Source organism: Rhizobium sp. BK313 (assembly GCF_014193655.1).
Lineage (GTDB): Bacteria > Pseudomonadota > Alphaproteobacteria > Rhizobiales > Rhizobiaceae > Rhizobium.
Genome location: NZ_JACHZQ010000001.1, coordinates 1,184,439 through 1,206,408 on the forward strand (window position 1 = coordinate 1,184,439; position 21,970 = coordinate 1,206,408).

22 protein-coding genes are annotated in these 21,970 nt (G+C 59.9%); 8 read left to right on the forward strand and 14 right to left on the reverse strand.

From position 1 onward, the window contains the following. Nucleotides 1-32: 32 nt before the first annotated feature. A complete protein-coding gene (locus tag FHT86_RS05610) occupies nt 33-521 on the forward strand; it encodes an Lrp/AsnC family transcriptional regulator (RefSeq protein WP_133705890.1) in 489 nt (162 codons plus the stop codon). 59 nt (nt 522-580) lie between these two features. Here FHT86_RS05610 and FHT86_RS05615 read toward each other — a convergent pair whose 3' ends face one another. Continuing rightward, nucleotides 581-1,453, reverse strand: coding sequence for an NAD(P)-dependent oxidoreductase (locus tag FHT86_RS05615; protein WP_133705891.1), 873 nt, complete (start codon nt 1,451-1,453; stop codon nt 581-583). 272 nt (nt 1,454-1,725) lie between these two features. Between FHT86_RS05615 and FHT86_RS05620 the strand changes: the two genes are divergently transcribed. The 4 genes from FHT86_RS05620 to FHT86_RS05635 all read left to right on the forward strand — a co-directional run bounded on the left by FHT86_RS05620 (nt 1,726) and on the right by FHT86_RS05635 (nt 5,740). Further along, a complete protein-coding gene (locus tag FHT86_RS05620; RefSeq protein ID WP_133705892.1) occupies nt 1,726-2,694 on the forward strand; it encodes an aliphatic sulfonate ABC transporter substrate-binding protein in 969 nt (322 codons plus the stop codon). A gap of 207 nt (nt 2,695-2,901) precedes the next feature. Beyond that, nucleotides 2,902-4,077, forward strand: a complete 1,176-nt coding sequence (gene ssuD, locus FHT86_RS05625) for an FMNH2-dependent alkanesulfonate monooxygenase (protein ID WP_133705893.1) — start codon at nt 2,902-2,904, stop codon at nt 4,075-4,077. Between the two features lie 24 nt (nt 4,078-4,101). Beyond that, the gene (gene ssuC, locus FHT86_RS05630; RefSeq protein ID WP_133705894.1) at nt 4,102-4,938 is read left to right on the forward strand and encodes an aliphatic sulfonate ABC transporter permease SsuC; all 837 of its coding nucleotides are present in this window, start codon (nt 4,102-4,104) and stop codon (nt 4,936-4,938) included. 10 nt (nt 4,939-4,948) lie between these two features. Next, nucleotides 4,949-5,740 (forward strand): ABC transporter ATP-binding protein, encoded by a 792-nt coding sequence (locus FHT86_RS05635; protein ID WP_133705895.1) that lies wholly within the window; start codon nt 4,949-4,951, stop codon nt 5,738-5,740. Here FHT86_RS05635 and FHT86_RS05640 read toward each other — a convergent pair. The 4 genes from FHT86_RS05640 to FHT86_RS05655 all read right to left on the reverse strand — a co-directional run bounded on the left by FHT86_RS05640 (nt 5,737) and on the right by FHT86_RS05655 (nt 8,195). Next, on the reverse strand, nt 5,737-6,213 hold the full coding sequence (locus tag FHT86_RS05640) for an SRPBCC family protein (RefSeq protein ID WP_133705896.1): 477 nt from the start codon (nt 6,211-6,213) through the stop codon (nt 5,737-5,739). The two genes, FHT86_RS05635 and FHT86_RS05640, sit on opposite strands and share 4 nt — an antisense overlap. Further along, nucleotides 6,210-6,554, reverse strand: coding sequence for an ArsR/SmtB family transcription factor (locus FHT86_RS05645; protein WP_133705897.1), 345 nt, complete (start codon nt 6,552-6,554; stop codon nt 6,210-6,212). The genes FHT86_RS05640 and FHT86_RS05645 overlap by 4 nt, the downstream gene beginning before the upstream one ends. Beyond that, nucleotides 6,547-7,239, reverse strand: a complete 693-nt coding sequence (locus FHT86_RS05650; protein WP_133705898.1) for a glutathione S-transferase family protein — start codon at nt 7,237-7,239, stop codon at nt 6,547-6,549. The genes FHT86_RS05645 and FHT86_RS05650 overlap by 8 nt, the downstream gene beginning before the upstream one ends. A gap of 131 nt (nt 7,240-7,370) precedes the next feature. Continuing rightward, the gene (locus FHT86_RS05655) at nt 7,371-8,195 is read right to left on the reverse strand and encodes a methyltransferase (protein WP_133705899.1); all 825 of its coding nucleotides are present in this window, start codon (nt 8,193-8,195) and stop codon (nt 7,371-7,373) included. A gap of 178 nt (nt 8,196-8,373) precedes the next feature. Here FHT86_RS05655 and FHT86_RS05660 point away from each other — a divergent pair, with 178 nt between their 5' ends. Beyond that, a complete protein-coding gene (locus FHT86_RS05660; RefSeq protein ID WP_246779454.1) occupies nt 8,374-9,069 on the forward strand; it encodes a DUF2270 domain-containing protein in 696 nt (231 codons plus the stop codon). Between the two features lie 18 nt (nt 9,070-9,087). On the opposite strand, the gene FHT86_RS05665 is transcribed toward FHT86_RS05660, so the two are convergent. The 4 genes from FHT86_RS05665 to FHT86_RS05680 form a co-directional block, all read right to left on the reverse strand. Further along, a complete protein-coding gene (locus FHT86_RS05665) occupies nt 9,088-9,354 on the reverse strand; it encodes an usg protein (RefSeq protein ID WP_104823311.1) in 267 nt (88 codons plus the stop codon). Between the two features lie 197 nt (nt 9,355-9,551). Then, nucleotides 9,552-10,382 carry an ABC transporter permease gene (locus tag FHT86_RS05670; RefSeq protein WP_133705901.1) on the reverse strand — a complete coding sequence of 277 codons (831 nt, stop codon included), beginning with the start codon at nt 10,380-10,382 and terminating at the stop codon, nt 9,552-9,554. Next, nucleotides 10,379-11,182, reverse strand: a complete 804-nt coding sequence (locus FHT86_RS05675; protein WP_133705902.1) for an ABC transporter permease — start codon at nt 11,180-11,182, stop codon at nt 10,379-10,381. The genes FHT86_RS05670 and FHT86_RS05675 overlap by 4 nt, the downstream gene beginning before the upstream one ends. 113 nt (nt 11,183-11,295) lie before the next feature. After that, on the reverse strand, nt 11,296-12,078 hold the full coding sequence (locus tag FHT86_RS05680) for an ABC transporter substrate-binding protein (RefSeq protein WP_133705903.1): 783 nt from the start codon (nt 12,076-12,078) through the stop codon (nt 11,296-11,298). Between the two features lie 370 nt (nt 12,079-12,448). Here FHT86_RS05680 and FHT86_RS05685 point away from each other — a divergent pair, with 370 nt between their 5' ends. Beyond that, the gene (locus FHT86_RS05685) at nt 12,449-14,809 is read left to right on the forward strand and encodes an OmpA family protein (RefSeq protein ID WP_133705904.1); all 2,361 of its coding nucleotides are present in this window, start codon (nt 12,449-12,451) and stop codon (nt 14,807-14,809) included. Nucleotides 14,810-14,859: 50 nt separating this feature from the next. Here FHT86_RS05685 and mobB read toward each other — a convergent pair whose 3' ends face one another. The 3 genes from mobB to FHT86_RS05700 are packed head-to-tail and all read right to left on the reverse strand — an operon-like array spanning nt 14,860 to nt 16,959. After that, a complete protein-coding gene (mobB, locus tag FHT86_RS05690) occupies nt 14,860-15,390 on the reverse strand; it encodes a molybdopterin-guanine dinucleotide biosynthesis protein B (protein ID WP_133705905.1) in 531 nt (176 codons plus the stop codon). Next, nucleotides 15,387-16,037 carry a molybdenum cofactor guanylyltransferase MobA gene (gene mobA, locus FHT86_RS05695; protein WP_133707085.1) on the reverse strand — a complete coding sequence of 217 codons (651 nt, stop codon included), beginning with the start codon at nt 16,035-16,037 and terminating at the stop codon, nt 15,387-15,389. The genes mobB and mobA overlap by 4 nt, the downstream gene beginning before the upstream one ends. A gap of 10 nt (nt 16,038-16,047) precedes the next feature. Beyond that, complete coding sequence (locus tag FHT86_RS05700) at nt 16,048-16,959, reverse strand: DMT family transporter (protein WP_133705906.1); 912 nt, start codon at nt 16,957-16,959, stop codon at nt 16,048-16,050. Between the two features lie 329 nt (nt 16,960-17,288). Here FHT86_RS05700 and FHT86_RS05705 point away from each other — a divergent pair, with 329 nt between their 5' ends. After that, complete coding sequence (locus FHT86_RS05705) at nt 17,289-19,838, forward strand: methyl-accepting chemotaxis protein (protein WP_133705907.1); 2,550 nt, start codon at nt 17,289-17,291, stop codon at nt 19,836-19,838. Between the two features lie 208 nt (nt 19,839-20,046). Here FHT86_RS05705 and FHT86_RS05710 read toward each other — a convergent pair whose 3' ends face one another. Then, the gene (locus FHT86_RS05710; protein ID WP_133705908.1) at nt 20,047-20,808 is read right to left on the reverse strand and encodes an MBL fold metallo-hydrolase; all 762 of its coding nucleotides are present in this window, start codon (nt 20,806-20,808) and stop codon (nt 20,047-20,049) included. A gap of 19 nt (nt 20,809-20,827) precedes the next feature. Next, nucleotides 20,828-21,877: a GTP 3',8-cyclase MoaA gene (gene moaA / locus FHT86_RS05715; protein WP_133705909.1), complete on the reverse strand. Its 1,050-nt coding sequence runs from the start codon at nt 21,875-21,877 to the stop codon at nt 20,828-20,830. Nucleotides 21,878-21,970: the final 93 nt, after the last annotated feature.

Consider the following 21,970-nt stretch of genomic DNA (forward strand, 5'->3'; position numbering starts at 1 on the left):
TAGAGAGAATATAATTCGAAAGGGCACTCGAAATGGACCGTCTTGACCGCAAAATCCTGCGTCTGCTGCAGGAGGATTCCACCCTGGCCGTGGCCGACCTTGCAAAGAAAGTCGGGCTGTCGACGACACCGTGCTGGCGCCGCATCCAGAAGATGGAAGAGGATGGCGTCATTCGCCGCCGCGTGGCGTTGCTCGATCCTGAAAAGGTCAACACCAAGGTCACCGTTTTCGTATCGATCCGCACCAACACACACTCGATCGAATGGCTGAAGCGCTTTTCCGAGGTGATCGCGGATTTCCCGGAGGTGGTGGAATTCTATCGCATGAGCGGCGACGTCGATTACCTTCTGCGCGTCGTAGTCCCGGATATTGCCTCCTATGACGCTTTCTACAAGCGCATGATCGCCAAGATCGAAATCCGCGACGTTTCCTCGGCATTTGCAATGGAACAGATCAAGTATTCGACGGAACTGCCGCTGGACTACATGATGCTGGAGAATGCGAAGTCGAGCGACGATTGAGCGTCATTTTCGACAATGACGCTCAATAAAGAATCATCTTTGGGGCAGGCTGCTTTACATTACTTCTTATCCAACCGCGCCAGCAGCGACGACGTGTCCCAGCGGTTGCCGCCCATCGCCTGGACGTCGCCGTAGAATTGGTCCACGAGGGCAGTCATCGGGAGTTTGGCCTTGTTGCGGCGGGCTTCCGACAACACGATGTCGAGGTCCTTGCGCATCCAGTCGACGGCAAAGCCGAAGTCGTATTTGCCGATATTCATGGTCTTGTGGCGGTTTTCCATCTGCCAGGAACCGGCCGCACCCTTGGAAATGACTTCCACCACCTTTTCGATGTCGAGGCCGGCCTGCTTGCCGAAATGGATACCTTCGGCTAGGCCCTGGACGACGCCTGCGATGCAGATCTGGTTGATCATCTTGGTGAGCTGGCCCGCGCCGACAGCACCCATCAGGCCGACCATGCGGGCATAGGCATCGATGACGGGTTTTGTTTTTTCAAAGACCGCCTCATCGCCGCCGCACATGACTGTCAGCACGCCGTTTTCCGCGCCCGCCTGGCCACCGGAAACGGGGGCGTCGATGAAGTCGATGCCTTTTTCCTTGGCCGCGGCATGGAGTTCACGGGCGACCTCCGCGCTTGCCGTTGTGTTGTCGATCAGGACCGCGCCTGCCTTCATGCCGGAGAGCACGCCATCCTTGCCGATCGTTACCGAGCGCAAATCATCGTCATTGCCGACGCAGGTAAAGACGAAATCGGCACCTTCGGCCGCAGCGGCGGGGGTGGGGGCAAACTTGCCGTCAAATTGTCTAGCCCAGGCTTCTGCCTTGGCGACGGTGCGGTTGTAGACGGTGACGTCGTGACCGCCCTTGACCTTCAGATGCCCTGCCATGGGATAACCCATGACGCCCATGCCGATAAAAGCGACCTTTGCCATTCGCGAGACTCCTTCCGATAATTTTGCCTGAAGGCTTAGCGGAAAGGTGAGGGGGGCGGAAGACCGATTTGTCGGCAAACTTGTCGCGGTCTCATATGTCTTGGAAGATAATTCCGCGTTTCATTTGTTTGTCGAAATCGAATTTCGTCTCAATTGCAGAAATTCACAATATCAGTTGTCGATATAATCTATGGATTTGCAATTCTTGGATATCGACAACAGAGCCGGTGTTCGCAGGAAGCGTCCCGGCCCGGTGGGGAAAGGGACTTTCGATGATCTCGCGCAGACAGACACTCAGCCTTCTTGGTGCCATGGCAGCCGCCTTAGCACTGCCTTCCATCCGGCCGGTACGTGCTGCCGCCGCAACAACCTTCCGCATAGGTTGGCAGAAGAACGGCGTGTTGGCGCTCGCCAATCGCAAGGGCTCGCTCGAAAAGCGTCTTTCCGACCGCGGCATCTCCGTCGAATGGTCGGAGTTCACCTCTGGCCCGCCGCTGCTGGAAGCGCTTGGCGCCGGTGCGCTCGATTTCGGCGCCACGGGCGATGTGCCGCCGCTTTTCGCACAGGCCGCCAACGGCAACCTGCTTTATGTCGGGCAATACAAGGGAAGCCCGGAGGGTTCGGCCATCCTGGTGCGCAAGGATTCGCCGATTCAGACGCTTTCCGACCTCAAGGGCAAGAAAGTGGCATTCAAGCGCGGATCGAGCGCTCACAACGTCACCGTAAAAGCACTGCGCAAGGGCGGTCTGACGGTGGACGACATCCAGGCGCTGGATCTTGCGCCGCCAGATGCTTCCGCCGCTTTCAAGACCGGCGCAATCGATGCCTGGTCGATCTGGGATCCCTACCTCGCCATCGCAGAGGCCGATCCGGATACCCGCATCCTGGCGACGGCGCGGGGCATCGTCGATTCCTTCAGCTATTTCCTGGCAAACGGAGATTTCACCAAGGACAATCCGCAGGTGATCGTGGACGTAATCGATGAATTGGCAAAGGTTGGTACCGCGGCGCAGGCTAATCTTGACGATACCGTCGCGGCGCTTGCGGCCATCACGGGCGTGTCTGCCGACATCACTCGAGTGACGCTGACGCGCCCCGATTTCGATCTTGGCGGTGTTTCGACGATCAGCGATGACGCGATCACCTATCAGCAGGGGCTGGCGGACGAGTTTTACGGGCTCGGCATCGTACCGAAAAAGCTCGCCATTGCCGATATCGTCTGGAGACCGAAGGCGAGCTGACCACAAGAGCTTGCTTTCTGACAGCCAATGTGGCCCGCGCTCGAAACATGATGAGCGCGGGGCGCATCGGGGAAAAATATTTCGCTACATGGGCTACAATAGAAAATCGATATTGTCGATATAATCGGTGGTCTATGCCACTCTCCCAGTAGAGACCTCTGAGAGATCGGCTCCCGATCAAACGCGTCCAGGAGACAGGAAAACACCATGACCGAGACTGCCAATCCCATCGACTTCCTGTGGTTCATTCCGACCTCCGGCGACGGCACCTATCTCGGCTCGACCGATCTCAATCGCGGGCCGGAAATTGGCTATCTCACGCAGATTGCCCAGGCGGTCGACCGGCTCGGCTATTCCGGCGTGTTGCTGCCGACAGGCGTCTCCTGCGAGGAGTCCTTCATCACCGCCGCCGCTTTGTCGGCGCACACACAGAAGCTGAAGTTTCTGGTGGCCATCCGTCCAGGCACGGCATCACCGGCCTATTACGCCCGTCTCGCCTCGACGCTCGATCGCGTTTCGAACGGCCGCGTGCTGCTCAACATCGTGGTTGGCGGCAGTCCCGCCGAATTGGCCGGTGACGGCATTCATCTCGAGCATGACGAGCGCTATGCCCATGCCGATGAGTTCTTCACCGTCTGGGAAGAGCTTATGGAGAAGGGCTCCTCGACATTCGAGGGCAAGTATATCACGGCGACCAACGCAAGGCTTGGCCTGCCGCCGGTGCAGGCGCCACGCCCGCCGCTTTATTTCGGCGGCTCTTCCGATGCTGGTATCGAATTTTCCGTCGGTCGCGTCGACAAATATCTAACCTGGGGCGAGCCGCCGGCACAGGTGGCGGAGAAGGTCGAGAAGGTCCGCGCCGCTGCCGCCAAGAAGGGCCGCGAAGTCAGCTTCGGCATCCGCCTGCATTTCATTGTCCGCGAGACGGACGAAGAGGCATGGGCCGCCGCCGACCGGCTGATCTCCAAGCTTGACGACGAGACGATCCGCGAAGCGCAGGAGCAATTTGTCAATCAATCCGACTCCGTCGGTCAGAAGCGCATGGCGGCTCTTCATGGTGGCCGCCGCGACAGACTGGAGGTTTCGCCGAACCTCTGGGCGGGCGTAGGCCTCGTGCGCGCCGGTGCAGGCACGGCGTTGGTCGGGTCGCCCAAGACAGTGGCTGCGCGGCTGCGCGAATATCAGGACATCGGCATCGAAACGGTGATTGGTTCGGGCTACCCGCATCTGGAAGAGGCCTATCGCGTCGCGGAACTGCTGTTCCCCGAACTTGGGCTAACGCGCGATCAGCAGAGAGCCGGCTTCCGCAACGAATTCGGGGCAAAGCAGATCTTCGCCGGCGGCAGCCATGGCGGCAATCTGAAAGTCGTTTCCGGCTCTTAACGCGATCCTTCCAGGGAGATCCCAATGTCGGCATTCGATACATCTTTCGTACGCGCCGGCGCGGAGAGCCGGGTTCGCCCGGTCAAGTCGGCGAGGCCAGTCGTCTCCCCGGAGCGGTTTCTGCCCTTTCTGCTGCCTCTTGTCGTTATAGCGATCTGGCAGCTCGGATCATCGGTTGGGTGGATCTCCACACGCATCATGCCGTCGCCGGCCGCTGTTGTTGTCGCCTTCTGGCAGACGACGGTTTCCGGGCAGTTGCCACATAATATCCTGGTCAGCGCCGGCCGGGCTTTCGCGGGACTGCTCGTTGGCGGCTCGGTCGGCTTCCTGCTCGGCATTGCTAACGGCGTGTCGCGGCTGTCGGAGCAACTGACCGATACGACGCTGCAGATGCTGCGCACCATTCCGCATCTGGCGATGGTGCCGCTGGTCATCCTCTGGTTCGGGATAGGTGAGGAATCGAAGCTGTTCCTGACGGCGCTCGGCGTGCTCTTCCCGATCTACCTCAACACCTATCATGGCGTTCGCAACGTCGACCGCGGATTGATCGAGATGGGCCGGGTCTACGGCATGAGTGGCTGGACCCTGTTCAAGAAGGTGATCTTCCCCGGCGCTTTGCCGTCTATCCTTGTCGGTCTGCGCTTCGCGCTCGGCATCATGTGGCTAACGCTTATCGTGGCGGAATCGATCGCTGCGTCGTCGGGCATCGGCTACATGGCCAACAATGCCCGTGAGTTCGGCATGACCGATGTCGTGGTGCTGACGCTGGTCATCTATGCCGTGCTCGGCAAGCTCGCCGACGTCGTTGCCCGGACGCTGGAGCGCAGGGCGTTGCGCTGGAACCCGGCCTATCAGAACTGAGGAGCATCCCATGACCGCTGTCGCGTATCTGGCCCCCTCCGAAGACATTCGACAGGAGACGGGTGCGGCTGCCATCCGCATCAAGGGCCTGGAAAAGAGCTTCGGCAACAATCGCGTGCTGCGGGGCATCGATCTCGATATTCCCGCCGGCCAGTTCGTTGCCATCATCGGCAAAAGCGGTTGCGGCAAGAGCACGTTGTTGCGCATCCTAATGGGGCTGGATGAGCCCACGGCGGGCCATCTGCGTTTCGCGGCCGCTAACGAAAGTGAAGCGGCGCCGAATGCCCGCATCGTCTTTCAGGAGCCGCGGTTGCTGCCCTGGCTTTCTGTCGCCGACAATGTCGCCGTCGGTCTCGGCGAGGGTGTTCCGCAGCAAGTTGTGCGGTCCGAGACTGCGGCTGTGCTTTCTGAGGTGCAACTGGCGGAAAAGGCTGGCGAATGGCCGTCACGGCTCTCCGGCGGCCAGCGGCAGCGCGTGGCGCTCGCCCGTGCGCTGGTCAGCAAACCGGGCGTCCTGGCGCTGGACGAACCGCTTGGCGCATTGGATGCACTGACCCGCATCAGTATGCAGGAGCTGTTGAACCGCGTCTGGCGGGAACTCGGTTTCACTGCCGTGCTCGTCACCCATGATGTCAGCGAAGCCGTGCATCTGGCGGATCGCGTCGTGGTCCTGGATGAGGGGCGGATCGTGCTCGATCTCGCCGTTCCCTATCCGCATCCTCGCCGCCACGGCAATCCGGCGCTGGCCGAACTCGAAGGTCAGTTGCTGGCGGCGATTCTCGGTGATGCGAGAGCCAACTAGTTCGGCCTGGTCTCATTGCCCTCAACATAGAGCCGCAGATTGTCGAAGCCTATTTCCGTGCCCATCAGCCGTGAGCCATTGTCGCCATAGCCGTCGAGGAAAACCACCTGTTCGGTAAAGAGCATCGCCGTGCCTGTTGGCTCCGATGCGAAGGTGACGGTGGCCAACGACACCGAGATGCGCTCGTCGCCGAGTGCCATATCGAAGGCGTAGATGATGCGTTCGTTCGGCACGATGTCGATGTAGCGGGCCTGATAGGCGTGTATCACGCCATCCGTCGAGGCGACGCGGTTGCTCTCGCTGCCGCCGGGACGAAAGTCGAGCTGAAAGTCCAGCGGCGTCCAATCGCCGTGGCAGGCGAACCACTGGCGTTTGTTCTCGGCTACTGCCCAGGCGCCGAAGACGCGCGGCAATGGCGCCTTGAAATGGCGCTCTATGGTGAGTGTCGTGTGTTCCGTCGATCTCTCAGTCATTTCACCGTTGTCTCCTCGGAATTGTCGGCCAGAAACTGGTCCAGCCGGTCGAAGGTGCTGTTCCAGCCGGCTTTGCGTTCGGCAATCCAGCGCTCGAGCGATGCCAGCGCTTCCTTCCGCAGATGATAGGTTCGCACCCGTCCGGCCTTTTCCGAAAGCACCAGACCGCTGGTCTCCAGGACATGTAGATGTTTCATCACGGTCGGCAGTGCCATGGCGAGCGGCTGTGCCAATTCCGTCACCGAGGCGGGGCCGTGCCCGAGGCGGTCGATCATGCCGCGTCGGCTGTGATCCGACAAAGCCTGGAACATCCGGTCGAGTGCCAAGGGTTCCTCAAGCATGCGGGCGTTCCGGCCGGAACTGGGTGGGCAGCTTTTCATGATAGGGGTAGAGATGGAAGTAGGGCATCGCCTCCTTGAGCACACGGGCGAAGGACGGACGAGCGAGCAGTCGCTGGTAATATTGCTTCAGCCGGACGTGCTGTTCGCCGAAAGGGACCAGTGTTTCGGCGTAGAACAGTGCCGGAGCTGCGGCGCAATCCGCCATCGTCAGCGCGTCGCCGGCGATCCAGAGTTTTTCGCCTAGCTGTTGCTCGATCATGCCGTAGGCAGTGCACAACAGCGACTGCGCCTGCGCGACGCTTTGAGGATCATGCGCGCCTTCGGGGCGAAGTTTGTCGGCAACGATCGCCTGCATCGGTTCCTGAACATAGAGATCGAAGAAGCGATCCCAGAGGCGGACGCATAGCGCATCCGTTGGATCGAGCGGCAACAGAGGCGTCAGGCCGGGATAATGTCGGTCGAGATATTCGATGATGATGCTGGTTTCCGGAACCGTGCTGTCGAGCGCCTCGTCGCGCAGGACAGGGAACTTGCCAATTGGCCAGAGGCGCAGCAGCGATGCGCGCGACACTTCGTTGCCGAGATCGATGACGCGACTTTCGAACGGTGTGCCGTTCTCATAAAGCGCGATCAGGACCTTGTGACAGAAGGAGGCAAGGGGGTGCTGAAAGAGAATAAGGGACATGCAAAGACCTTTCCCATAACGAGGCTTCGTGCTGAAACTTACCTAAATGGCTAAGTAACAGATCCGAGGCAATCGAGCAAGGAATAGTTACCCAATTGGATAACTATTTTGGATATCCTGCATGGGGAGTCTTATTCCGCGACGAGACGCGCGATGACGAGGTGGCCCGGTGTCGGTTGGCCGTCTTCCATACGAACATTAATGTCGGTGATTTCGATCAGCTCAAAACCGGTCGCGGTCAACCGCTCGCGCACATAGCTTTCCGCATGGGCGAAACGCTGGTGTGGACCGACCATATAGGGACGGCCGGCGAGGGCAGTGTCGGGTAGGGTTTCCGAGGAGAAGACGAAGAGGCCGCCTGGTGTCATGTTTTCGGCAGCGCCGAAGAACAACGGCTCCAATGCGCCGAGATAAGGCAGGACGTCGGTGGCGGTGATCAGGTCGAATGGCTCTTCGTCATTGTCGTCGAGGAAATCCTCGACTTCGGCAACGAACAGCGTTTCATAGATGTCCTTCTCATGGGCGGCTTCGACCATGTTTTCCGAAATGTCGATGCCCGTAATATCCTCGACGATGTCACGCAGCGTGCCGCCCGTCAGGCCCGTGCCGCAGCCGAGATCGAGCATGCGCTTGAAGGGGCCGAGGCCGAGTGCCTGCAGCCGCTGACGCACGAGAACCGGAACGTGATAGCCGAGCTGTTCGACGAGCACGTCCTCGAAAACTTCGGCATGCTGATCGAACAGGGTCTCGACATAGGCGTCCGGCGCCTTTACCGGCGTTTCACCGCGGCCCATCGAGGCGATGCGTACCGCTGCACCGCCATGGTCGTCGGGATCGATCGCCAGCACATCCTCATAGGCCTTGACCGCAGCGTCGATATCGCCGGCTCTTTCGAGCGCAAGGGCGCGGTTGTAGGCTTCCGCCAGCGCGTCTTCGTCGATCTTTTTCTTCGCCATGAGTGACCAGCCTTTCCATTCGTCAAGCAGGCCTTAAGGCGCTTGAATGGCTTTTGCAATGGTTGCGTTGAAGGAGCAAAATATTCGTCTGCAGCAGCGGCTGGCCATAGGGCCGTTGCGCGAAAGAAGAAAAAGGGAGGAAGAAACGATGGCCACCGAGCTCACCACGTCTCACCTCATGGATAGCGCCACGGATCGCAAACGGCCGCCGCTACCTACGACGGCAGGGGAAATCACCAACACGTTGAACCATTATTACCGCGGCGAGCTCGCGCGGATGACGAGTTGGCGCGACCGTATCGACCGGACGTCAAACTGGGCGATCACGGTCGTTGCGGCGCTGCTCTCCGTATCGCTGTCGACGCCGACGTCGCATCATGGCGTATTGCTGTTCGGCATGATGCTGATCACATTGCTGCTGATGATCGAGGCGCGGCGGTATCGCTTCTTCGATGTCTACCGGGCGCGGGTGCGGCAACTGGAGCGCAGCTATTTTGCGCAGATCCTGGCGCCCGAAGCCGAGCTCAATCCCGATTGGGCGCTGTCGATTGCCAAGAGCCTGCGTGCACCGCGGTTTCTGCTCAGCTATTTCGAGGCGATGCAGAGGCGGCTGCGGCGGAATTATTGCTGGATGTATGTGATCCTGCTGCTGGCGTGGATCTTGAAGATCTCGACGCCAAAGCTGCAAACAGAAGGCGCCCCGCAAGAGCTGGCGCATTCGTGGAGCTATATCGCCGACAATGCCGCGCTCGGACCGATCCCCGGCTGGCCGGTAATCACGGTCGTCGTTGTGTTCTACGCCGTCGTTCTCTATGGCGCGCTGCGCCGCGGGCCGGACGACGGCGATTTTACCCATGGCGAAGCGCATGTCTGATCGTTTGATAGAGCCAGACTAGTGCAGGATGAACTCTCCCTTCACCGCCCGCCATTCGGTCGCCGAAATCAGCCGGCGGTGGACATAACGCACCGAATGTAGCGGTCCGTCCAGCTTCTCCTGCCAGAATTTCAGGAAGCCGCGCATCTCTGGAAAATTCGGGGCGAGATCATAGTCCTGCCAGATATAGGTCTGCAGAAATTGCGGATGATCGGGCAGGCGGTAGAGTATCTGCGCCGTGGTCAACCCATAGCCCTGCAACTGCTTTTGCATGTCGTTGTGCATGAGGTCTCTCTTTCTGTTCCCATTGTTTTTCGTGACTCTGATGTCACAAAAAATGGAAACACCTCATGTTAAACCCAAGCTTTGCAAAAGTGTTGCGAAAAATAATTTTCGCTACGAAAATCAATGTGATAGCAGCGTTGTGGGATGAGTGCTGCCAAGGCCGCGGACGGCGTAACGAGCCGCCGGCCGCGGCAAGGTCAACGCTTCAGATGGCGCGTCAGATAGGCTTCTATGCGCGCCCAACCGTTGCGCATAAGCTCGACGATGGAAAGATAGAAAATCGCCGCCCAGAGATAGGTCTGGTAGTCGTAGGTTTGCGAGAAGGCATAGCGCGTCTCGCCCATCAGATCGTAGACGGTGATGATCGAGACCGTCGCCGAACTCTTGATCAGGAGAATGATCTCGTTGCCGTAAGGGCGCAACGCCACGATCAACGCCTGCGGCAAGATGACCTTGTAGAAGGTGACGAGCTTATGAAGGCCGAGCGACGCGGCAGCCTCGCTTTGGCCGTGATGGACGCTCTGGATGGCGCCGCGAACAATCTCGGTCTGATAGGCTGCCGTGTTCAGTGTCATGGCAAACAGACCGCAATTGAAGGGATCGCGGAAGAACCACCAGAGGCCGATACTGTCAATGAAGCCGCGCGCCTGCGGAAAGCCGTAATAGACCATGAAGATCTGCGCCAGCAGCGGCGTGCCGCGGAAGAGATAGACATAGCAATAGGTCAGGCCGTTCAAAATTCTGTTCTTCGACATTCTGGCGAAGGCGAGCGGAACAGAGAGTATTACGCCGAGAATGAAGGAAAGTCCGACCAGCTTCACCGTGATCCAGAGGCCGTGCAGAAAACGCGGGCCGAACTTAAAGAATTTCGCGTTGTCCCAATTGGTGATCATCATCGCGATGAGCGCGATGCCAAGCAGAGCCCAGAGGGCCAGGAAGAAATAACCGGCAATGCGGGCCTTGGAGAAGCGCTTCATCGTCTCCGGTGGCGCCGGCTGCGCCGGGATCAATGCTTCAGCGTAGCTCATCGGCGAAACTCCGCGCGTTTGGCCCAGCGATCAAGGTAAAACAAGCCAGCCGAGGAGATGACGGCGAGCGTCAGATAGAGGGCGCAGGCAACCAGATAGAAGAAGAATGGTTCCTTGGTCGCGCGTACGGCAAGGCCCGTCTGACGGATGATATCAGCAAGCCCGATGACGGAAACGTAGGACGTGTCCTTCAGCAGGTTCATCCAGAGGTTCCCGAGATTGGGGAGAGAAATTCGGATCAACTGCGGCAGGATGATGAGGCGCATGGTGCGGGCGCGATGAAAGCCAAGAGCATCACCCGCTTCATACTGCCCCTTGGGAATCGCTCTGAAGGCTGACAGCAAAACTTCCGAGCAATAGGCGGAAAAAACGATCGAAAGGGCGATCATGCCTGCGGCGAAGGCATTGATCTCGACCTGACCCGTGTAGCCCACGTAGGCAAGGGCCGTCTGCAGCAGGATCTGTATGCCGTAATAGATGATGAATAGGGTCAGGAGCTCCGGCAGGCCGCGAAAGATGGTGGTGAATACGCCGGCTGCGAGCCGCAGCGGCTTCTCCTCGGATTGTTGTGCCAGCGCCACGAGGAAGCCGATGACCAAGCCGAGCGGCAATGTCAGGACGGCCACTGTTATTGTAATTTTGAGGCCGCCGGCAATCTCATCGCCCCAGCCGGTATCGCCGCAGGCAATAACGGTGTTCTGACCGAATAGGGTGAAGAGCCCGACCGGGCCGCACAGTGGATCGAAGACGTTATTCACCCAGGCCCACAAGGAACCAAACGCGGAAAACAATCCGCCCATACCGCAATTCCCCCAGCGGCTTTTGCCGCGTTTCTCTTATATAGTCGTTGTCAAACATAAACGGCGGAAGAGCAAGCTTCCGCCGTCGTCTTTTCCCAAGGAATCGACGGCGATCACTCGCCGTAGACGTCGAAGTCGAAGTACTTGTCCTGGATCTTCTTGTAGGTGCCGTCGGCGCGGATGGCAGCGATAGCGGCGTTGAACTTGTCCTTGAGCGCGGTGTCACCCTTGCGAAGGCCGATGCCGGCGCCGACGCCATTGATTTCCGGATCGATCTTCAGCGTGCCGAGCATCTTGCAGCAGTTGCCGGCATCCGATTTGACCCACTCGGAGAGAACCACGACGTCGTCGATGACGGCGTCGATACGGCCGTTGGCGAGGTCGAGCTTGTATTCGTCTGGCGACGGGTAGAGCTTCAGCTCGGCGTCCTTCAGATGCGCGCTGGCGTAGTTGGCATGCGTGGTCGAGGACTGCGCGCCGATGGTCTTGCCCTTCAGGGCCTCATCGGTTGCTTCGGCCACGGTCGAATCCTTCGGCACGGCGATGGCCGGCGGAGTGTTGTAGTATTTGTTGGTGAAGTCGATGGTCTTTTCACGCTCTGGCGTGATCGACATGGACGAGACGATGGCGTCGAACTTCTTGGCTTGCAGGGCCGGAATGATGCCATCGAAATCCTGGTTCACGAAGGTACATTTGACCTTCATCTGATCGCAAAGCGCATTGGCGATATCGATGTCGAAGCCGACGAATTTGCCGGCGGCGTCGAGCGATTCGAACGGCGGGTAGGTGGCGTCGGTACCGATGACGATCGAGTCGCCGTCAGCGAGCGCGGCGCCAGCGAAGAGCGACATCGCGGCGAGCGACGCGGCAGCAAAAAGACGAGTAGAGATGCGCATTTTGATCCTCTCTGTTGGCGGCCGGCAGCTCTTTTTCTTCATTGGCGGCCGGCCAGAATGGAGCGGGTGAGTAGCCCGCCTCCGTCAGATAATCGTACTTTTTTCCCGTAAATTGCAACTGGAATTACGAAGCCGTTTTGCCTTGCACACAGGGCCCAAAGCGCTTGCACCATCCCGCAAAGCTGAATGGCAGCCTTCCAGCGCGTTCAGGTGGGGTTAATTCAGTGTGTCTAATTCTATTGGAGGATATCACCAATTGCCGCGATTCAGCCCCAAGGGCACCGAAAATCGGCCGGGATCATGCGGCATCAGCTCCACGGGCTGAGATCCGTAACTTGGCGGATAACGATAAGAAAAGGAGATCCCACATATGGGAAAGCGATCCAGACTATTTGCCAGCGCTGCATTTCCGCTGCTGTCCTTATCACTGGCATTTGAGCCCGCGGCCGCCACAGCGCTGCGCGAGCAGGCCATCGCACCGTTGAGCAGCGATGCCGCCAGATCGGTCGCCACCGACGGCAATGCGAGTTTCGAAGTTGCCCAGGAACAGGCTCCGGACGGGCAGTCCGAAGAGGAGTTGCGAAAGCGCAAGAAGCAGGGCGGCGCAGAGCAGGGCGAGCCGCAAGGCCAGAAGCACGAGGCCGCTCCCGCACAGCAGGGCGGAGCCGAACCGCAGCACAAGATGAAGGAAGCCCAGCCCCAAGGGCAGCCTGCGGCAGAGCCCGAACAGCAGAAGCCTCACCAGCAGCAACAGGAAGCCCAGCAGCCCAAGGCCGTCGAGCCACAGGCGACGCCGGAAACGCAACAGCAGGGTCAGCCCGAACAGAAGAAGCACAAGCAGAATGCTGAGCAACAGCCAGCGGCGCAGCCGGAGATAACACCGCAGACGAAGGCCGTTCAGCAACAGCTTGCCCCTGAAACGCAACAGCAGGGCCAACCCGAGCAGAAGAAGCACCAGAAGCCGCAAGGTCAATCGGCCGAACCGGCGCAGCAGCCGGCGGAACAGCAGGCCGCGCCAGCTCAACAACCGGCGCCCGCCGCGCAGCAGTCTCAGAGCCAGCAGGCTCAGCCGGAGACTCAAACCCAACCCGAGCAGAAGAAGCATCAGAAGAAGCAGGGGCAATCGGCAGCACCGGCCGAACAGCAGGCAGCCCCAGCTCAACAACCGGCGCCTACTACCCAGCAGGCCCAGCCGGAGATCCAGGTTCAGCCTGGAAATCAGGTCGAGCCCGGCAAACAGCAAGGACAGAAACCGGGTCATGGCAAGCTGCCGCAGAATGAGCAGCAGACCGGGCAACAGCCTGCGGCCAATCCCGAACAGCAGCCGGTTCAGAAGAGCCAGGGACAGCAGGCTCAGCCACAGAACCAGGCTGCTCCGCAGACCGGCAAACAACAACAGCCGAATGTCGAAACCGGTGCTCCCGCGCAGGGCAACGCCGTGCCGGCGCCTGCCAATGGTGCCGTGCAGCAGGGTGCCCAGACGGCCGCCCCCGCCAGTGGCGGGCAGGTCTCGCCACAAGAATTGGAGCGCCGAAAGAAGATCGCCGAAAATCCCGCGGCCAGCAACGAGACCGTCATTCTGCCGGTACAGAACGGCGCTGCAGTGCTGGACAGCGACAAGGATGCAGCTCGACGCGGCCATCGTCAGGGTGGCCAAGGGGCCGGCGGTCAGGGCGGCCAGACCGGGCAGGGGCAGAACGTTCAGGTGCAACAGCAGCCGGTCTATAGCAAGCCACCGACATCCGATGCCGATGCGCAGCGCGCAGCCGGCGGCCAGCAGCAACAGCCTGTGAGGATCGAAGCCATAACCAGCGAGCAGGGGCGACGGCTTGACCGCCGGCCGGATTTCGTGTCGCCGGAAGGCATCACGGTCCAGCCGAACGGCAACCAAGGCAATCGCGTCATCCTGAATGTCGACAACAACTTCGTCGTCCGTCATGACGATAGCGAGCGTTTCGTCCGCGACGGCGAGCGTCCAGTCTACGAGCAGCTTCCCCGCGACCGTTACCGTGAAACGATCGACCGGCCTGATGGCGATCGCATTATCACCGTGCGCAACCGCTACGGCGACGTCATCCAGCGCTCGCGCATCGATGCGCGCGGCCGTGAATATGTGCTGTTCTATTCGCCGGAATTGGAGGATCAGCCGGATCACGACGACTATTTCCGCGATCCCGGCGACGAGTTGCCGCCGATGCGCCTGCGCATTCCGCTGAACCAGTACATCATCGATACCGGCACGGATCGTCAGGCGGACTATTACGACTTCCTGCGCGAACCGCCGGTCGAGCCGGTGGAGCGGGTCTATTCGCTGAACGAGGTGCGTTATTCCGCCCGCATCCGCGACAAGGTGCGGCGTATCGATCTCGATACGATCACCTTTGCGACGGGTAGCGCGGAAATCCCGATGTCGCAGGCGAGCACGCTGCGCGGCGTTGCCGATGCCATGAGCCAGATCGTCAAAAAGGATCCGACCGAGACTTTCCTGATCGAAGGCCATACAGACGCGGTCGGCTCTCCGGAAAGCAACCTGGTCCTTTCCGATCAGCGAGCCGAATCCGTCGCCAACGTCCTCAGCGATGTCTATGGTATTCCGCCGGAAAACGTAGTGACCCAGGGCTACGGCGAGCAATATCTCAAGGTGAATACGCAGGGGCCCGAGCAGGAAAACCGTCGCGTTACCATCCGCCGTGTCACGGCATTGGTGCGCCCGGTCGCTTCGACACAGTAAGCTTTTCCTGTCTCAAACGCGTGAGGCCGTCGGGAAACCGGCGGCCTTTGTCATTTGGTTGGTTTGCCAAGTCCAACCGTTGTGGCGATGAAATCGGCGATCGCCAAGGTGTCATCGAGATCGAAGACAGTCAGCGCGCCGGAATCCTCCACCGGATGGTCCGTGGCAATGGCGACGATATGCGGGTCCTGCGGCGCCAAGGGCGCACGGTTGGCGGCCTCCAGGCGACGGGCTTCGATCTTGGGGATCGGCTCGCGCTTGTAGCCTTCGATCAGGATGAGATCACACGGGGCGAGCCGCGCCAGGATTTCCTCGAAGCTCGGTTCCGGCTCGCCGCGCAGCTCGTGCATGATGGCGTAGCGCGTGCCGGAGACGATGGTGACTTCATGCGCTCCGGCTTCGCGATGGCGAAAGCTGTCGGCGCCGACCTTGTCGATGTCGAAATCATGGTGAGCATGCTTGATGGTCGAAATCTTGTAGCCGCGGCGGGTGAATTCGGTGACGAGCCGCACCGCAAGCCCGGTCTTGCCGGAATTCTTCCAACCGGCGATGCCGAAGATTTTGGGTCGGTTCGTTGTCATTGTGGCTGCTCCAATGCCGCGAGCCATGTCTCTGCAGCGATCAGGTCGTCTGGCGTATTGATGTTGAAGAAGGGATCGAGGGGGCCGATCGGGGTTTGGATCATCGCAAAATCGACCGTTCGGACAGTATGGCGTGCGAGAAAATCCCTGACGCGCCGCTTATCATCCCTGAGAATCCAGGTCTCGAGATCGTCGGCGATGGAGACGGGCCAGAGGCCGAATACCGGATGATCGCGGCCCAGCGATGAGGCAATCGCCATTTCGTCTCGGCTTACGATCGCTTGAGCCAGCAGAGCCACGAGATTGCTGGGGAAAAATGGGCTATCGATCGGCACGGTAGCGATATGGGATGCATGCGGGTGCTTCACCAGCGCATCGTGCATGGCGGCGAGCACGCCGGCAAGCGGGCCGAGCTTGCCGGGGATGATGTCGGGAACCAGTGGCAACCCCGCCGTATCCGGCCAGTCGGCATCTGCATTCAGCGCGACCGGCATTCTCTGCTGCTGTCCGATGCGAGCTGCAATACGCGTCAGAAGTCTTTCGCCGCCGAGAAGGGCAAAGGCTTTGTTCGCGCCCATGCGGCTGGAACGGCCGCCGGCGAGCAGATAGGGCGGGACATCGTCGGGATCGGTGATGAAGCCGGGCATGCTGGCGACCTCAGGCGGGCACACGCGGCTCTGATTCCTGGGCGACACGCTCGGCCGCTTGCCGTTTGCTCTCCCGATAGAATGTATAGAGACCGGAGGCGATGACAATGGCGGAGCCGATCATGGTCCAGGCATCCGGCGTCTCCCCGAAGAACAGCAGGCCGAGCAAAGCGGACCAGATGAGGCTTAGATAGCGAAACGGTGCAACGAAGGAGATTTCGCCCGTGCGCATCGCCTGGATTACCGATTGATAGCCGACCAGCACCAGGATCGATGCGAGCAGGATGTGTGAGAACGAGGTGAAACTGATCGGCTGCCAGCCGCCGAGCGGGGCGATCGACAGGGCGCCAAAGATGGAAATCGAGATCGCGGTACATACCGTCACCATCAATGACGGCACATCCTTGCTGACGCAGCGCGTCGCCAGATCGCGGGCGGCGGTGGCGAACATGCTGGCGACGACGAGCAGGGCGGCTGTGGTGAAACCATCGGGACCAGGGCGGATGATGATGAGTACGCCGACGAAGCCGACGATGATCGCCGTCCAGCGCCGCCAGCCGACCGGCTCCTTCAAAAACAGGGCCGCCCCGAGCGTAACGGCAAGCGGCAATGCCTGAAGAATGGCAGAGGCGTTGGCGATCGGCATCATGCCGAGCGCGGTGATGTAAGTCGCTGCCGCGATCGCTTCGCAGATGACCCGCAGCGCGATCATCGGCTGCAGAATGACTTTCCAAGAGCGCAAGGCGCCCATGTTCCAGGCGAGCAGATAGACGAAGATGCTGGTAAAGAGCCCGCGGAGAAACATGATCTCGCCGGCGTTCATGGCGACGATTACCGATTTGGATAGTGCGTCGCTGCAGGAGAAACCGGCCATTGCTGCGGCCATGTAGAGCGCACCCTGCGTATTCTTCGTCCGCGGCATGAAGCGATTCCCTAGATATATCAGCTCGATCTACTGCGGTTTTCCACAAATTGGAATCGTTCGCGGTGTAATGGCGGTCAAATTCGATTGTGCGTTGCAACGAAAGTGTGAGCTGACGACGCGAATAATCGCGCTGAAATCGCAAAATGGGACTGGATTGCAGGTTTTTCGTCGATGGTACAACCTTTTACATCCACGATTAATCCTTATTCAATCTTATTTCCCGAGGCTCGCCTCAGTTTTGCATGAGGCAGAAGCATTTACCGCAGCGCAGCAGGAATGACGGTCCCGCCTTCGCCGGATACCAACCAATTTGATTGGGGCGTGGCATGTTCTTCATTGATCGTCTTCTGCAAAGTCGCCGGATCGTGACCAAGGTTCTTATCTTCGTCATACCGCTGGTGGTGCTGATCGCCGGTGTCGGTCTGGTCGGTTATCATACGGCGAATATCCTCAACGGCCATATGACGGTGACGCGGGCGACGATCGAAAACATCAGTGATTTCGAGAATTTGCAGGCTGCTTTGCAGGAGTTCACCACGTCGCCGTCCGATGACACGCGCAAAGCGCTGGCGGACAAGATCGATGCGCAGGCAGCCGGCGTCCAGCGGCTGAGCGGTCTGCTCAGTGACGATCAGCGCGCCAAGATCGCCGCCGTCAGCGATCTAGCCGGCAAGATGCGTGGCCAGACGACCACCCTCTGGAATATCAAGCAGAAGCAAGACAGCGATGTCGACGCGATCCAGAAGGCGGTATTGGGCATCGAAGCCGGCGGGAAGGCTGCGGGCAAGCAGATCGACATCATCCGCAAGGATTTCAGCGACAAGGAAACCTTCGCCAAGGAACTGCTCTACGACGCCGCCGCGTATAAGGGCCTGTCGGAGAAGATGAGCAACCTGCGCATCCAGGTGCAGATGGCCGCCGATTCCGATGAGGAAATCTCCGATGCGCGGACCTACACCGATGCCATTCTGAAGCAGGTCGCCACGTCGCAAGCCCTGGTCTCCAAGCGGGGCGCCGGGCTGGTCAACAGCGCGGCGGAGGCGGCCAACAAGCTCGACGCAGTCCTGAAGGGCAGCGGCACCTCCGACCAGAAGGTCGAGGCCATGGGGCCGATCCTGCAGAGCTTCGTGAAGATCGAAGGAGACATGACCCTGCAATCGGCCAAGAACAGCGATACTGCTGCCGACCGCTTCGTCAGCCTCGACAAGATCATCGACGGCCAGAAGGAGCTGCTGGATCACGTCGATGAAGCGCTTGGCATCATCGATCGCCTGACGCTGCATGCGGCACGTATGGAGAATGTCCGTGACGCCGCCTCGCGCGATGCCGTCATCACGGATTTGAAGGACCTGCAGGACGTCAGCGCAAAGATTTCGGCGCTCGGCAAGACCAATGCCACCATGCGCGACTTTGCCGCCCACACTCAGCCTCTGGTCGATGGCCTGACCAAGGGTTCGGCGGATCTGCTGCAGACTGCGGCCGATTGGAAAAAGACACGTGTCGATTCCAACGGCCTGCTGGCGGACGCCATGACGTCGCTGCGCAGCTTCGTTGCCCAGGCGCAGGAGATCGGCAAGGAAGACAGTGAGCGTTCCGCCAATGTCTCCGTCATTGCCATGATCCTCGGCACGCTGCTTGCCATCGTCGGCGGCCTGATGTTGGTGGAGACGCTGCGTGGCCCGCTGAAGCGGGTTACCGAGATCATGACGCGGCTTGCAAGCGGTGATCTGGAAGTGGCGATCGACGGCCGCAATCGCGGCGACGAGATCGGCGACATGGTGCGCTCCGTCACCGTCTTCCGTGATGCTGCTCTGGAGAACGTCCGGCTGGAGCGGGAGGCCGAGAGTGCGCGCGCACTGTCGGCCGAAGAGGCCGCGCGGCGTGCCGCCGACCGCGCCCGTATCGAAGCCGAGCAGAAACAGGCGCTGAATGCACTCGCCGACGTTCTCGCCAAGCTTGCCGACGGCAATCTGGAAGAGGGCATGCGCGAAGACCTTTCCGCGGATTTCGTCGAGATGGCATTCACCTACAATCACGCTGTCGAAGCCTTGCGCGAGACCCTGACGGATGTCCGCCACACGGCCGAGGAGATCAAGGGCGGTACCGGCAATCTCGCCACTTCTGCCGACGATCTCGCGCGCCGTACCGAACAGCAAGCCGCAGCTCTCGAGGAGAGCTCACGGGCTCTGCATCGCCTTAGCGATGTCGTGCGTTCCACCGCCGATCGCGCCAAGCAGACCGCCGCCTCGGTCAACGAGACCCAGTCCTATGCGACCCAATCCGGCGAAGTCGTGGCCAAGGCCGTCGGCGCCATGAGCGAGATCAACCGCTCGTCGGAAAAGATCGCCACCATCATCGGCGTGATCGACGAAATCGCCTTCCAGACCAACTTGCTGGCGTTGAATGCCGGCGTCGAAGCGGCCCGCGCCGGCGAGGCCGGTCGTGGTTTTGCCGTCGTTGCACAGGAGGTGCGCGAACTGGCGCAGCGCTGCGCCAATGCAGCGAAGGAGATCAAGGGTCTGATTTCGGCAAGTTCCGCGCAGGTACAGAACGGGGTCTATCTGGTCGAGCAGACAGGTGCTGCGCTGACCGAAATCATCGGGCACGTGACTGGCGTCCAGAAGCTTGTGGCCGATATCTCCGCCGCAACGGCCGAGCAATCGACCGGCATCGAAGAGGTGACGCGTGCGGTCGGCGAAGTCGAACTGATCACGCAAAGGAACGCTGCGATGGTCGAAGAAAACAATGCCGAGATTCATGGCCTACGCCAACGCGTCGACACGCTCTCCGACAAGATCGACCGTTTCCGCACGGGTGATGGTGATGAGACATACCAAGGCTACGACAACGGCATGGACCGATATCGCGCCGCCTAAAGTAATATTTTAAGTAAATGTTTTAAACGTTTAAAAATGCCGGACTTATTGTCCGGCATTTCTATTTTTTGACACCTCAAGTCAGCCGCTCCATATGGAGGGCGACTATGCGTCAGCCAGTCGGTTAGCGGTTATTTTATCGATTGTGGTCTGAAGCGGACCGTCGTCTTCGGTCGCCCGAAGTGGCAAATCTTCTCGCCTGTCGAGTTCAGATCAGTCTATCGATCAAAATAGAGCGTTTCCCCATCGGCGGGATCAGCAACCGGGAAGGATCGAGCCCCTCGGCTTCGGCGGCTTCCCGAAGGCCGTGCCTGCCAACAGTCGCGTGATCCAGCGCTTCCATGTGGGTTGCGACGATGACGGATTGCGGCGCGAGGCGGCTAACTGCAATCGTCTGCTCCGCATCCATAACGATAAGGTCGCCATCCCAACGGGCGCCGCAGGAATGCGTGACAATGATTTCGGGTGAGGTCTGTTGAATGGTCTTGGCAACCGGAGGATAGAGCACCGTATCGCCGGCCCAATACACGCGCGGTTCGCCGGCTGCCTCCAGCGTGAGGCCGATAACCGGGCCCATCTTCTCAACAACCGGCCCGACGCCGTGGCTACCCTGTCGCGGCGTTATGGTTATACCTTGCCAGACGGTCGTTGCGAGCAACGGCGCTACATTCGTGAAGCCGGCCTCGCGGATATTCTGTTCGTCGCCGGGTTGGCAGAGGATCGGCAGGGATTTCGGCAATTGCTGCTTGGCTACCGAATCGAAATGATCCGTATGCAGATGCGATACGATCACCAGTTCGACGCCTTCGATAATATCGTCGACGGAGCCGGGTAGTTCCACCATCGGGTTGAGCGAACGTCCGGTAAAGGACGGCAGGCTGTGGCGTGGCGCGAAATAGGGATCGATCAGCAATACGTGACCGCCATAGTTGATCTTCAGCGTCGCGTTGCGAATGAGCTTGATGTGCATCTGGATTTTTCCGACGTTATCAGCCGCCCGTCACGCTCATATGGCGGGCGACGGCCGGTCTGTTATGGGTGCGGTCGATAATGAAATCGTGACCCTTCGGCTTGCGGGTGATGGCCTCATCGATGGCGGCGTAGACAAGGGCGTCGTCTTCGGTCGCGCGCAGGGCCGTGCGAAGGTCGGCGGCGTCGTTTTGGCCGAGGCACATATAGAGCGTGCCGGTGCAGGTCAGACGCACGCGGTTACAGCTCTCGCAGAAATTATGGGTCAACGGCGTGATGAAGCCGAGACGGCCGCCGGTTTCGGCGACTTCGACGTAACGGGCCGGGCCGCCGGTCTTGTAAGGAATATCGGTCAGCGTGAATTGCCGTTCGAGATCGGCGCGCAATTTGGAGAGCGGCAGGTATCGATCGGTGCGGTCTTCCTCGATCTCGCCCATCGGCATCGTCTCGATGACGGTCAGGTCCATACCGCGGCCGTGGGCGAAGCGCAGCAGCTCGGGCATCTCCGTCTCGTTGAAGTCCTTGAGCGCCACGGCATTGAGCTTAATTTTCAGGCCGGCCTTCTGCGCAGCGTCGATACCCTCCATCACCTTGGCGAAATCGCCCCAGCGGGTGATGGCGTGGAATTTATCGGGATCGAGGGTGTCGAGCGAAACGTTGATGCGGCGCACGCCGCAATCATAGAGTTCTTCGGCATAGCGCGAGAGCTGCGAGCCATTGGTGGTCAGCGTGAGCTCGTCGAGGTCGCCGTTTTGAACCTGCCTGCCGAGCTCGCGCACCAGAAACATGATGTTCTTGCGCACCAGCGGCTCGCCGCCGGTCAGCCGAATCTTGCGGACGCCCTTGGCAATGAAGGCGGAACAGAGCCGGTTCAGCTCTTCCAGAGTCAGCAGATCCTTCTTCGGCAGGAAGGTCATGTGTTCCGCCATACAATAGGTGCAGCGGAAATCGCAGCGATCGGTCACCGAAACGCGCAGATAAGTGACCGCCCGCCCGAAAGGGTCGATCATGGGTGACGCATCTGCCACCAGCGGCGATCCGTTGCCTATCGTACCGACAATGCTGTTCACGAAAACCTCCGTTGTCATGTTAATGTGTGCATAGGCGATTGTTGCGTCAAGGGAAATGCATTTCGAATGCACTTGCACGTGAACGAGTGGCGG

What these genes read in the sequence shown, in the direction of transcription:
- FHT86_RS05610 (WP_133705890.1), top strand. Translation starts at nt 33, where the DNA reads ATGGACCGTCTTGACCGCAAAATCCTGCGTCTGCTGCAGGAGGATTCC.
- FHT86_RS05615 (WP_133705891.1), bottom strand. Translation starts at nt 1,453, where the DNA reads ATGGCAAAGGTCGCTTTTATCGGCATGGGCGTCATGGGTTATCCCATG.
- FHT86_RS05620 (WP_133705892.1), top strand. Translation starts at nt 1,726, where the DNA reads ATGATCTCGCGCAGACAGACACTCAGCCTTCTTGGTGCCATGGCAGCC.
- ssuD (WP_133705893.1), top strand. Translation starts at nt 2,902, where the DNA reads ATGACCGAGACTGCCAATCCCATCGACTTCCTGTGGTTCATTCCGACC.
- ssuC (WP_133705894.1), top strand. Translation starts at nt 4,102, where the DNA reads ATGTCGGCATTCGATACATCTTTCGTACGCGCCGGCGCGGAGAGCCGG.
- FHT86_RS05635 (WP_133705895.1), top strand. Translation starts at nt 4,949, where the DNA reads ATGACCGCTGTCGCGTATCTGGCCCCCTCCGAAGACATTCGACAGGAG.
- FHT86_RS05640 (WP_133705896.1), bottom strand. Translation starts at nt 6,213, where the DNA reads ATGACTGAGAGATCGACGGAACACACGACACTCACCATAGAGCGCCAT.
- FHT86_RS05645 (WP_133705897.1), bottom strand. Translation starts at nt 6,554, where the DNA reads ATGCTTGAGGAACCCTTGGCACTCGACCGGATGTTCCAGGCTTTGTCG.
- FHT86_RS05650 (WP_133705898.1), bottom strand. Translation starts at nt 7,239, where the DNA reads ATGTCCCTTATTCTCTTTCAGCACCCCCTTGCCTCCTTCTGTCACAAG.
- FHT86_RS05655 (WP_133705899.1), bottom strand. Translation starts at nt 8,195, where the DNA reads ATGGCGAAGAAAAAGATCGACGAAGACGCGCTGGCGGAAGCCTACAAC.
- FHT86_RS05660 (WP_246779454.1), top strand. Translation starts at nt 8,374, where the DNA reads ATGGATAGCGCCACGGATCGCAAACGGCCGCCGCTACCTACGACGGCA.
- FHT86_RS05665 (WP_104823311.1), bottom strand. Translation starts at nt 9,354, where the DNA reads ATGCACAACGACATGCAAAAGCAGTTGCAGGGCTATGGGTTGACCACG.
- FHT86_RS05670 (WP_133705901.1), bottom strand. Translation starts at nt 10,382, where the DNA reads ATGAGCTACGCTGAAGCATTGATCCCGGCGCAGCCGGCGCCACCGGAG.
- FHT86_RS05675 (WP_133705902.1), bottom strand. Translation starts at nt 11,182, where the DNA reads ATGGGCGGATTGTTTTCCGCGTTTGGTTCCTTGTGGGCCTGGGTGAAT.
- FHT86_RS05680 (WP_133705903.1), bottom strand. Translation starts at nt 12,078, where the DNA reads ATGCGCATCTCTACTCGTCTTTTTGCTGCCGCGTCGCTCGCCGCGATG.
- FHT86_RS05685 (WP_133705904.1), top strand. Translation starts at nt 12,449, where the DNA reads ATGGGAAAGCGATCCAGACTATTTGCCAGCGCTGCATTTCCGCTGCTG.
- mobB (WP_133705905.1), bottom strand. Translation starts at nt 15,390, where the DNA reads ATGACAACGAACCGACCCAAAATCTTCGGCATCGCCGGTTGGAAGAAT.
- mobA (WP_133707085.1), bottom strand. Translation starts at nt 16,037, where the DNA reads ATGCCCGGCTTCATCACCGATCCCGACGATGTCCCGCCCTATCTGCTC.
- FHT86_RS05700 (WP_133705906.1), bottom strand. Translation starts at nt 16,959, where the DNA reads ATGCCGCGGACGAAGAATACGCAGGGTGCGCTCTACATGGCCGCAGCA.
- FHT86_RS05705 (WP_133705907.1), top strand. Translation starts at nt 17,289, where the DNA reads ATGTTCTTCATTGATCGTCTTCTGCAAAGTCGCCGGATCGTGACCAAG.
- FHT86_RS05710 (WP_133705908.1), bottom strand. Translation starts at nt 20,808, where the DNA reads ATGCACATCAAGCTCATTCGCAACGCGACGCTGAAGATCAACTATGGC.